The sequence below is a fragment of the bacterium genome (assembly GCA_019695335.1).
GTDB lineage: Bacteria > CLD3 > CLD3 > SB21 > SB21 > JABWBZ01.
In genome coordinates this window covers 1-12,497 of sequence record JAIBAF010000088.1, presented here as the reverse complement: position 1 = coordinate 12,497, position 12,497 = coordinate 1, and the positions used below count along the sequence as shown (strand labels likewise).

At 43.5% G+C, this 12,497-nt stretch carries 6 protein-coding genes; all 6 read right to left on the bottom strand.

What is annotated here, in order from left to right; genetic code table 11:
• The coding region (locus K1X84_15590) for an ABC transporter permease (protein ID MBX7153050.1) at window positions 1-911 on the bottom strand (911 nt) is incomplete at its 3' end.
• Window positions 912-949: 38 nt separating this feature from the next.
• Window positions 950-3,346, bottom strand: a complete 2,397-nt coding sequence (locus K1X84_15585; protein ID MBX7153049.1) for an ABC transporter permease — start codon at window positions 3,344-3,346, stop codon at window positions 950-952.
• Between the two features lie 23 nt (window positions 3,347-3,369).
• Entirely contained in the window at window positions 3,370-5,724 is a 2,355-nt protein-coding gene (locus K1X84_15580; GenBank protein ID MBX7153048.1) for an ABC transporter permease, read from the bottom strand.
• A gap of 45 nt (window positions 5,725-5,769) precedes the next feature.
• A complete protein-coding gene (locus K1X84_15575; GenBank protein ID MBX7153047.1) occupies window positions 5,770-8,181 on the bottom strand; it encodes an ABC transporter permease in 2,412 nt (803 codons plus the stop codon).
• Between the two features lie 27 nt (window positions 8,182-8,208).
• On the bottom strand, window positions 8,209-10,611 hold the full coding sequence (locus K1X84_15570; protein MBX7153046.1) for an ABC transporter permease: 2,403 nt from the start codon (window positions 10,609-10,611) through the stop codon (window positions 8,209-8,211).
• A gap of 23 nt (window positions 10,612-10,634) precedes the next feature.
• Window positions 10,635-12,497: FtsX-like permease family protein (locus K1X84_15565; GenBank protein ID MBX7153045.1), on the bottom strand; the 1,863-nt coding region annotated here is incomplete at its 5' end.

Genomic DNA, 12,497 nt, shown 5'->3' with positions numbered 1-12,497 from the left:
ATAAAATTAAAGCAAGCCATCAACAACATAAGAATTGCAGTGACTATTGAACCGATGATGGCTGACGGAGGAGTGGCCGATACCAACATGTTGCTCCGTGTACCTCTGGCATTGAGAGCAACTTCTCGCAGAGGTTCTATAAGAAAGCCTGAGAGGGGAAGTTTTAAATTAGCCGAGTTTTGTACGGCGACATAGCGCTGAAGGTGCTCCTGGATAGCCTGCACCGATCCCGGTTCACGCACTTGTATAAACAAACTTCCCGTCCAATGAGACCAGTTGTCAAACTCCGCCAAACCGACATCGGCAAGAATTGAATAAGGGGCAATGAAATCGAATTGAATACTTGAATTTTTTTGAAATTTCCGTGTCACACCGGAAATCGCCAATTCCCTTTTTTCTCCATTAGAGTACGTCACTGTCAAAATTTTACCGACCGGGCTTTCATCATTAAAATACTTCAGTGCATACTCTTCGGAAATCACCATACCGCTTTTATTATTCAAATCAACCGAACCCTCTTTGAGCGGAAAGGTAAACATGTTAAAAAATGCCGGATCGCAATATAAAATATTCTCATTAAACACTTGATCACGGTACCTTACAATCGACCGGTCGCTTTCAAACCTGACTGCATTTTCGATGGAAGAGAACTCATCTTTAAGAATCGGTCCCAAAGGAAGAGGCGCAATTCCCTGACGCACCTCCTGTTGATTGATAGTACGCATACCGATTACACGGTAAATGCTGCCGGCATTTTCATGAAAAGAATCGTAGCTGTAGCTGTAATCATAATTAAGATACGCTACAATGGCGCAGGCAATTGCAACGCTTAAACCGAACAGGTTTATTACGACGTACAATTTATTTCGCCATAAATTGCGAAAAGCGATTTTAATATAATTTTGGAGCATCCGTGTCCTCTTTTTTAAACAAACAACAGACGTAACGGTTATTCATATTTTAATGCTTCAACAGGATTAGCTGATGCAGCTTTAAGCGCCTGATAACTAACTGTTAGGAATGCGATCAGCATCGCCAGAAAACCTGCCAGAACAAAAATCAGTATGCCGGGTTCAATTTTATAAGCAAACTCCGTCAGCCATCTATCCATCGCCCAATAAGCCAGTGGCGTAGCGAGAACAATCGCAAGCAAAACTAATTTTAAAAAATCTTTGGAAAGCAGAAACACAACGGTTGAAACCGATGCTCCCATCACTTTGCGGATGCCGATTTCTTTTGTACGTTGTTCGGCCGAAAACGAAGCCAGGCCGAATAATCCCAGGCAGGCGATAACGATAGCCAAACCCGCAAAATAGCTGATCAATTTTCCAAACCGTTCCTGCGTGATGTAAAGACCTTGAATGCGTTGATCGAGAAACTCATAGTCGAACGGTTGATTCGCCGCAAATCGTTTCCACACTGTTTGTAAACCATCAATAGTTTCGGGCATGTTATGCGAATCGATTTTGATAACAAACCGGCCGCTCCAATACGGTGAAATATAAAAAACAACAGGAACGATTTTGCGATACAGGGGCTCATAGTGAAAATCTTTAATCACTCCAATAATTTGTCCTTTTTTCGGCGACCAAGTTCCTTTTTCGTTGAGCGTATTGGTTTCAAAACGTTTTCCGACAGCGTTTTCCCATCCAAATGTTTTCATAGCCGTTTCATTGATGATGAAAGCGTTTTCAGCATCCGATGGAAATGATTTCGAAAAATCGCGCCCTTCCATCACCGGTACGTTGATGGTCTTAAAAAAATCATGATCTACAACCACCGCTTGAATGCCGGTAATACCTTCCGGAATGTTTTCAGATTTGAAACCCAAGTTGCTGCTCAATCGGCCGCCAAGCCGTTTGGAAGTTTTCGACACGGATTGAACACCGGAAACGTTCAAAAAACTTTCTTTGATGGATTCATATTGCTGCTTAATGGCATCCGTAGGCATTTCGACAACGACAATTTGCTCCGGTGAGTATCCTAAAGGACGATTTTTCAAAAATTGAAGCTGCTGATAAACCACCGCCGTTGCGGTAATGAGACCGACAGAAACGGCAAATTGGATAGTCACGAAAATTTTTCTTAAAAGGCCGCCTTTCGCCCCTTTCGCTAAAGTTCCTTTCAGAACAACCATCGGTTGAAAAGCCGACAGGAAAAATGCAGGATATAATCCCGCAAATAGCCCGATCGCCGTAACCACCATCAGCAAACTGCTAACAAATTCGACGTCCATAATGTCATGCAATGACAGAGCTCGATTGGCCACAGAATTGAATAGGGGCAGCATCATTTCCGCAAATAGGATGGCCAATCCCAAAGCAATAAATGAAAACAAAAATGTTTCGCCAAGGAATTGAGCGATAAGATGCGCCCGTTCCGCACCAACTGTTTTTCTAATCCCGACTTCTTTCGCTCGAAGCGATGAACGTGCAGTTGATAAATTGGTGTAATTGATGCCGGCGATCAGCAATGTCGCAATAGCAATTGCGGTGAAAATGATGACATTGCTCCGGTCACCGTTAACTTCCATTTCGCTATTATAGTTTTCGAGGTGAATTGACAGCAGCGGCTGCGCGACATACCGGAGATTATCTGCATCGTCTTTGCTGAAATGTTTTTTAATAAATCCTGCCAGGCGTTCGTCCAATTCTTCGCGCGTCATTTGCGGAGGCACGAGAACGTACGTATACATGGACAACTCACCCCAGTTTTGAAATACAATATCGCTGTAGATCGCACGGTCGGTACCCATTGAACAAATAAAGTCGGCATGGAAATGCGAATTGCGCGGCATGTCTTTCATCACGGCCGTGACAACCAATTGAACCGAGTCTAAAATCGTAAGAGTTTTGCCGATCGGATCTCCATCGCCGAAATATTTTTTTGAAGCGGATTCGTTGATCACAACAGTAAATGGATCTTTCAACGCAGTTTCAGGATTCCCTTTGATCAGAGGAAGGGTAAAAACTTTAAAAACGTTTGCATCGGCAATATAGAAATCATTTTCCTGAATAATTTTTTCGCCATACTGAACAGTCGGTCCGACATTACCAATCCTTGTCACTTCTTCGAGCTCGGGAATATCGGTTTTAATCAAAGGTCCGCGTTTGTATTCACCCAAGGCAAACGTTTGCGTTTGCGTTTTACCGATATAATGCGAAATAATGCGGTAAATACGGTCTTTGTTCTCATGATACGAATCGTATGATAATTCATCTTTCACGAACAATAAAATTAAAATCACGCACGTTAACCCCAAAGTCAAACCGAAGATATTAATCGTTGAATAGGCTTTGTGTTTCAACAGATTGCGTAACGCAATTTTAAAATAATTTTTGAACATCCGTTATTCTCTGATCTGTAAAATTATTCGTATTTTAAAGAATCAACCGGATTTGCTGTTGCTGCTTTGATAGCCTGATATGACACGGTTAGCACGGCAATGGCAATCGCTCCGACCCCGGCCATTATAAATGTCACCACTTCCATATCAATGCGGAATGCGAAATCCTGCAGCCATCGCTTCATCAGAAAATAGGCAATAGGCCAAGCAATGAGATTCGCTAACAAAACGATCTTTACAAATTCCGTCGCCAACATCGTAACGATACCGCTAATCGATGCACCTAAAACTTTGCGTACGCCGATTTCTTTCGTACGCTGTTCCGTCGAGAAAGATGCGAGCCCAAATAATCCGAGGCAGGAAATAAAAACAGCAAGAATGGTAAACGAGCTGTAAATTCTAGACAGCCGCTGTTCCGCACGATAAAGAGCATCGATTTCTTCATCCACAAAACTGAATTCGAATGGATTCGAAGGGTTCACTGACTGCCATGTTTCTTCAATTTCTTTGACGGTCGCTGCAATTTCATCCGACCGAATTTTGACAAAAGCGCTTCGCAGCCATTCCGGGCGATAGATAAACACCAAAGGAATAATTTCCGAATGAACGGATTGATAATTAAAATCTTTGACGACGCCGACAATCGCCCCGGTTTGATCCCAAAATGTCAATTGAGCTGTAAGCGGATCTTTGAGATTCATTTTTTCGACGGCTTTTTCGTTAATAATCACATTGACCGAATCGGTTGGAAAATTTTTAGAAAACGTCCGGCCTTGAACCATTGTCATGCCCATTGTTTCAATATAATCGTAGTCGATGGCCGTAACGGTTGTCAGTACCCGTTCATCGTCTTTGCGGCCAGGCCAGCTAACATCCCATGTATTGGTGCCGAAACTGGTGATAGGCTGGTTGGATGCGGTAACATTCACGACGCGGCTGTTCTGCAACAAACGGTGTTTAAAATTATCGTACGTTTTGGCTGTTTCACCGCGCATCGGAATGCGAACGAGATAATTTTTGTCATAGCCAAGGTTTTTATTCTGCATGTAATCCAGTTGTTTAAAAATAATACCGCTGCAGATCATCAGCGCGATGGACAATGTAAACTGTATAGCCACTAGTGACTTTCGCAGCCACACGCCTTGCGAACTTTTTTGAAAGGTGCCTTTGAGAACCAGGATGGGTTGATATCCCGACAATACAAAAGCAGGATACAAACCCGAGACGACGCCTGTGAAAATGACCATGACCAATAACAACAGTCCCGTATTGGATTCAAATAAACGTAAGCCCAATTGTTTAGCCGTAAGATCATTAAAGAAAGGCAATAACATTTCAATCAATAACAAGGCAACGACCATGCTTAAAATTGCCAGGAATATGGACTCACTCAAAAACTGGCGGATCAGCTGCAGCCTGGCGGCTCCGACAACTTTCCGTAACCCAACTTCGCGTGAACGTTTGATTGAACGCGCCGTGGAAAGATTGGTAAAATTAATACAGGCGATCATCAAAATAAGAAGCGCAATTGCTCCGAGCGTATAGACATAATTAATTTTCGGCGGAGTACGGTTGAAATCTGTTCGTAAATAGATTTCTGTCATCGGCTGGAGAAATAATTCCGTCTTTGAGCCTTCATTATGTTTTTTGATGACACCGGCCATCTTGTCGTTGACGCTCTTATAGTCCACGCCCGGTTTTATCAAGATGTACGTACGCAGCCAATTATTGCCCCAGCGTGTGAATTCGTCCGGAACATCCAGCCGCATACGTTCGGCGGGAATTATAAAATCAAATTGAATGTGCGATTGTTTGGGAATCGGTTTAAAAACACCCGTAACAACTAAATCATGTTTGTCGTCGACCCGGATTGTTTTACCTATCGGATCTTCGTTGCCAAAATATTTTTCAGCATACTCGCTCGTCAGCAAAATTGAATTGGGTTCTTTTAATGCTACATCGGCTTGCCCCGATTGAAGCGGAAAACTGAACATCGAGAGAAAGTCTGGATCGACGTAAAGCCCGGTGGATTCGTAAAGCCGTTTACCTTGATAGTCAAACAGAAGTTTGTTGTATGTAAACAGCACACGGGTCGATTGTTCAATTTCCGGAAAATCATTTTTCAAAGCGGCCGACAACGGCGCAGGCGTTTGCTGCGTCGTGAATGCATCGCCGTCTCCGTAGTATTGATTTTCTACAACCCGGAATATCCGCTCGCTGTTTTGGTGAAACGTATCATAACTCAATTCATCCTGTACCCACATCAGAATCAGCGCTGTACAAGTCAACCCAACTGCTAGACCGAGAATATTGATCGTCGAAAAAGCTTTGTTTTTTACGATAGAACGTAACAGAACTTTGAGATAGTTTTTCAGCATAATATCCTCGTTTTTTATAGTATTATAGCGCCGCCATCAGGAGCTCTATTCATATTTCAATACATCTACAGGATTCGAGGTGGCGGCTTTGATCGCCTGATACGACACAGTTAAAAATGCCACAGCCACAGCTAATACGCCGGATATAATAAACACAGCCGCTCCGATTGACGTTCGATACGCGAAATCTTGCAGCCATATGTACATGCCCCAATACGCTACCGGCGCTGCAACAACAAAAGCGATTGAAACCAATTTTAGAAAATCACGTGACAGAAGCGTTACGATATGTGCCACGCTTGCACCCAGGACTTTACGGACTCCGATCTCTTTTGTACGCTGTTCGGTAGTAAACGCCGCCAAGCCCAGCAAACCAAGACAAGCGATAAAGACAGCTAACAATGAAAAAATCGTAACGATTTTACTGACGCGGTATTCGGCGCGATACAAAGCATCGAAATCTTCATCGAGAAAGGAATACACAAAAGGTTCGCCGGGCAAAAACTGATTCCATGTGCTTTCAATCGCCTGCAGCATCGGCTTAGGATCGCCTTCCTGCAACCGGATATTGAGATAACTGCCATACCATGTCGGCATTATAATCATCGGGCGGATCGGTTCATGCAGTGATTCAAAGTGAAAATCTTTAACAACTCCGATAATCGGATAATGCGCGTTTTCTTTTTTATCAGGATCCAATTCAATAATATGATGATCGAGTGGTTTCTGAAGACCCATGATCCGTGCAGCTGTTTCATTGATCAAGACGGCTCCCGAATCCGTCAAAAATTCTTTCGAAAAATTCCGTCCTTCGGCCAACTCGATATTCATCGTTGGAACAAAATTAAAATCGGTATTCATCCTCCATAGGAGAAACGTTTCGTTCGTACCGTTATCAACCTGATAGCCTGAATTACCCATGTCGCCGCCGAGATTGGAATTCAGCATAGTGGCATTGGCTGCAAAAGGCTGTTTCAGAATTTCTTGTTTAAAAACATGTTTTTGATCGCGCAAAAGCCATGCATTGTGTATGACGGCAACGCGTTCTTTGTCAAAACCAAGTTTTTTGCTCCGGAGATATTCGATTTGATCGAAAACAATCCCTGTTCCGATCATCAGAGCAATAGAAATCCCAAATTGCATGACAACCAACGTACTGCGAAGCCATCCGCTACGAACACCCTTCGACAACTCGCCTTTCAAAACTTTTACGGGCTGAAACGCTGAAAGAAAAAACGCGGGATAACTTCCGGCAATAAGACCAACCGTAATTCCAATCGTTAAAAGCCCTGGCAATACCCACGAATGTTCAAAATAATTCAACGACAGTTGTTTACCGGAAAGTTCGTTGAACAACGGAATCAGAATTTCCGTCAGCACCATCGCTATGGCCAACGCAATGAAACTCACCATGATTGATTCTGCCATAAATAATCGGATCAATTGTGTGCGATACGATCCGAGAACTTTACGAATGCCAATTTCTTTTGCGCGTCCGGCCGATCGTGCCGTCGTGAGATTCATAAAATTGATACAGGCTATCAGCAAAATGAAAAACGCAATGGCCGAAAAAATATAGACGTAGGCGATATTGCCTTGCGGCTCAGGTTCTTCAGCGATATCAGAAAACAAATGAATGTCGGTTAAAGAAATCAGGAAAAAACCGTAATCGCCACCCATCGCAAGAAACTCATCAAAACTGGCTCCGGTAGCGATTTGGATCTGCGGTCCGGCCTTTTCGCGTACCAATGGAATAAATTTTTCTTCAAGCGCTTTATACGATTGATTTTCCCGTAATTTGATGTACGTATAAAAGTTATTACTGATCCACCACGGATCACGGCTTTCTTCGAGCGTTGACATGGAAGCGAGTAAATCGAAATGGACATGAGAGTTATGTGGAATATTTTTCATTACCCCGGTAACCTTGTAATCATTTCTTCCGTCCATGCGAAGAATTTTACCGACCGGGTTTTCATCGCCAAAATATTTTTGAGCGGTTTCTTCTGTCAAAACGACGCTATTGGGTTCTGTCAGTGCAGTTTTCGGATCGCCGAAGATCATCGTAAAACTAAAAACGTCAAACACGCTCGGATCGCCGAAATAAAACTTTTTTTCATTGAAAACTTTTTCACCGTACCTAACTGTAAAATTCCCCGAGCGCTTCAATCGCGTACTGCTTTCGATTTCCGGAAATATTTTCACCAACTCTTCCGCCATCGGAGCAGGAGTCATCGCCATTTGCATATCTTTACTGTTAAGCCGAGCTTTCAGGTTTGCCCGGTAAATCCGCGACGCACCTTCATGAAACCGGTCATAACTCAATTCATCGATCACAAACAGCATGATCAACATGCAACACGTAATCCCGACGGCTAATCCTGAAATATTGATCAGCGAATAACTTTTGTGTTTGATCAAATTTCGAAACGCAATTTTTAAGTAATTTTGGATCATGATTTCTCCAGATCAAAACACCGTTTTTTATTCATATTTCAACGAGTTTACCGGGTTAGAAGTTGCCACTTTTATTGATTGATAACTGATCGTGAGCATGGCAATACATAAGGCGATAATCGTCGATGCAATGAAAATTCCGATTCCCATCGTCATACGGTATGCAAAACCCTCCAGCCACCAATGCATGGCATAATAGGATAGTAACGATCCGACGATCGCTGCCACGCCGACGAGCTTCAAAAAGTCTTTTGAAAACAACGTAACGATCTGCATCACGGATGCACCGAGCGTCTTGCGAATGGCGATTTCTTTCGTGCGTTGTTCCGCAGTAAACGACGCCAAGGCAAACATCCCCAAGCACGCCACAAAAATGGCTAACGTTGAAAAATAGCCGACCAACTTCCCGAGATTATCCTGCGCCTGATACATCTTTTGGAGATTCTCATTCAAAAAGAAATATTCAAACGGAAATTCAGGAATGACTCTGTTCCAAATCGCTTCCAATTGTTTTAACGTTTCGTCATTAGCTCCGCCTTGTATTTTTACACCGATGTATCGCCAGAAAAACTGGCTGAAGCGACTAATCGGCATATCCAGGAAGAATCCTCCAACCGGCGTGAGAAGCGATTCGTAATGAAAATCTTTAAAAACACCGACAACAACTTCTTTGCCGTTATTGGAATAACATTGTTTTCCGAGCGCTTGCTCCGGCGTACCCCAACCTAATTGTCTCACCATGGTTTCATTGATCAGGATGCCGAGCGAATCGTCCGTTTTAAAATCTTTTGAAAAATTTCTTCCGGCGATCATCGTGATGCCCATCGTCGGCACAAAATCTTCATCAACCATAATCCCGGGCAAATAAACTTTTTCGTCAGGATTCATACCTTCGTAAGTGAATTGATACGTATTATGGCTCCGCCCGACAATTTCATTCATACCGGCAACGCTTTTCACCGAACTGACCTTACTCATTTCTTCTTTTACCACTGCAAAACGCTGAACCATGGTTGGACGTGTTGCGATAAAAATAACCGAATCTTTCTGAAAACCGAGATCGGCGTTGCGCATATATTTTAATTGTCCGTACACAATGAAGGCGCTGATAATAAGACTGACGGAAATAGTAAACTGAGCGACGACGAGGCTCTGACGAAGCAGTTGGCCGGTCGCACCGGATTTGAACGAACCTTTGAGAACGCGCACCGGTTGAAAAGCGGATAGAAAAAATGCAGGATAAAGACCTGATAATACACCGGCGGTTGCTCCAACCAAAATAATACCGATGATGTACCATGGATTCGAAAAAACACCCGAGAGCGATTTCCCCGATGCATTGTTGAATGCCGGCAAGAGAAACTCTATCAGAATACTTGCCAAAATGACGGCGATTAATGCTATAAAAACCGACTCACCGAGAAATTGACGAATGAGATCCTGGCGATACGCTCCTAAAACCTTGCGCATACCCACTTCACGTGCACGTCCGGCCGAACGGGCCGTTGCAAGATTCATAAAATTAATACACGAAATCAGCAGAATGAGAATTCCAACAACGGAAAAAATATACACGTCCGCTGCGTCGCCGTTAGGTTCGATCTCGTAATCAAGTTTCGACGTAAGGTGGATATCCTTTAGCGGCTGCAAATAATGCGTGACCTGAGGCTGCATAAAAGGCGGATGATATTTTTTGATGAACGCCGGAAATTGCGCTTCCACTTCCGCCTGAGTGACGCCTTCTTTTAAAAGAATATATGTCCAGCAAGGATTCCATATCGGAATCTGTTCGAAATTGGGTCCCATGAATTGGTACAGCGTCGAGAACGAAATCAATCCGTCAAAATGCATGTGCGACGTCGGCGAAATATCCTCCACGATTCCCGAAACTGCAAAATCAGTTGTGCCTTCGTATTTCAACACTTTGCCAATAGGATCTTCATCGCCAAAATATTTTTTCGCCGTAGATTTCGTCAGAACGATCGAATTAGGCCGGGCTAAAGCAGTATTCGGATCGCCTTGAATCAGAGTAAAATCAAAAATCTTAAATACGTTGGAATCGGCAAAAAACATCTTTTTTTCGACAAACTTGCGATCGCCGATCTGAATCGCAAACGCCGGAGATTGAAAATTGAAAAACCGAACCGTGTATTCGATCAATTGCGGATAATCGTTCGAAAGCCCTTTAGCGACAAAAAAAGGATTACTCGATGAATTTTCACCTTGCCCTTGTGCGTCAATTTTTTCACAAACCCTGTAAATTCGATTGGCTTTCGAATGAAACCGGTCGTACTGAAATTCATTATGAACAAAAATCGCTATCACCATAAAACAGGCAATGCCAACCGTCAGGCCCAAGACATTGATCGTCGAGTAAACCTTATTTCGCCTAAGACTTCGCAACGCAACCGTGAGGTAATTTTTGAGCATAAAAAATCCTTTTCTTAAAACATCTATTCGTATTTCAAAGTTTCAACAGGATTCAGCGATGCCGCGCGATAGGCTTGCCAACCGACAGTAATCCACGCAATGACAAACGCCAACACTCCGGCAATAACAAACATTTCAATACCGATCGTGATCCTATACGCAAAATCTTCCAACCACCGTATCATCAGAACGTATGCGACCGGCCATGCGATAATATTAGCCAGTAAAACCAGTTTCAAAAAATCTTTAGACAGCAGCATAATGAGTCTTCTTGAACTTGCCCCAAGCACTCTTCGGATTCCGATTTCCTTACGGCGCTGTTCGGCTGCAAAAGCGGCCAGGCTGAATAAACCCATACAGGCAATGATGATCGTCAGACTGGCGCCGCCCAAAAACAACCGGCTTACCCGCTGATCGTCTTTATAAAAATCAGATAATTTATCGTCCAGAAAATTATATTCGAACGGATGCGTCGGATCGAAACGCTCACCGATCTTTCGGAGATATTCCATCATATCGGTCAATCGGTCGGGAGCGAACCGAATAGTAAAATAATCGCTTCCATCGATCGGATGGGCTCCAAACGGCGAAAGAAAACCGATTACCAACGGGCTGACTTTTTCGTGCAGTGAACGGAAATGAAAATCGCGAACTACGCCGATAATTGTCGCCTCGAAATTACTTTCAGGAACGCGAAGGCGTTGTCCGATAGGATCGCTCAAACCCAAGGCGATCGCCGCCGTTTCATTGATGATCACGGATAAAGAATCGATTCCCATAGCGCTTGAAAAATTTCTTCCGGCAATAAGTTCCATATCAAACGTTTTTAAAAAATCTTCATCGCATGAAATAAAAGATGAACGGGTTGCCCGGTCTGAAACATGCGCTTCGATCTGCTCAATCTCTTTCCATTCGCCGGGAACACGCGAAGAAACGCTGATCGCCTGAACCGACGGATCGGCGGCATACGCCGCTTTGACAGTGGCGAGATTTTTACGAACATTCCCTGTATTGATATCAATCACGAGCAGTTGATCGCTCTTGAAGCCCAGCCGCTTTTGCTGGATAAACTGTAGCTGCCGGTACGCGGCGATCGTGATGACGATCATAACGATAGACAAAGCAAATTGTCCGGTAACGAGTCCCGAGCGAATCAGACGTTCTCCTTTAGCCGCCCGCGACCGTCCTTTGAAAATTTCCACGATTTTCAAACGCGACAAATGAAACGCCGGATACGCTCCTGAAAGCAATCCAACCGTCAATCCGAATAAAAGAAGTACGACGGCCAACATCCAATTATTCAATAATGAAAACTGTAATTGCTTGGATGCTAATGTATTGAAATAAGGAAGAAATAATTCAACAGCGCCGCACGCTAAAAAAAGCGCGGCAAAGACCATCAGGATGGATTCGATTACAAACTGGCTGATCAATTGTTGCAATCGGGCGCCCACGGCTTTGCGCACGCCGACTTCACGCGCTCGATTCATTGAACGCGCCGTTGCAAGATTGACATAATTGATCGAAGCGATGGCGAGTACAAACAATGCAATGATGGAAAAAAGATAAAGATATTTCGGTTCGCTTTTTTGAAAATTACGATCCGATTCGATATCTGTTGAATACAAATGAATGTCTTTGAGCGGCTGAAGTTCCAGCAATCTTTCCGTTGGCTGGTCTTTGGTTTTATCGGCAACCAGATTACGGATCGATGTTTGCAAGGTTGTAATGTCGCTACCTTCGCGAACGACGGCATACGTGATCACATTATCCGATTTCCAGCTTTTAAAATAACGCTCGAAACCTTCGCCCTTAAGCGTCGCCATCGAAAACAACATGCTGAATTGCAAATGCGAATTGGATGGCAGTGTTTTGATCAATCCGGT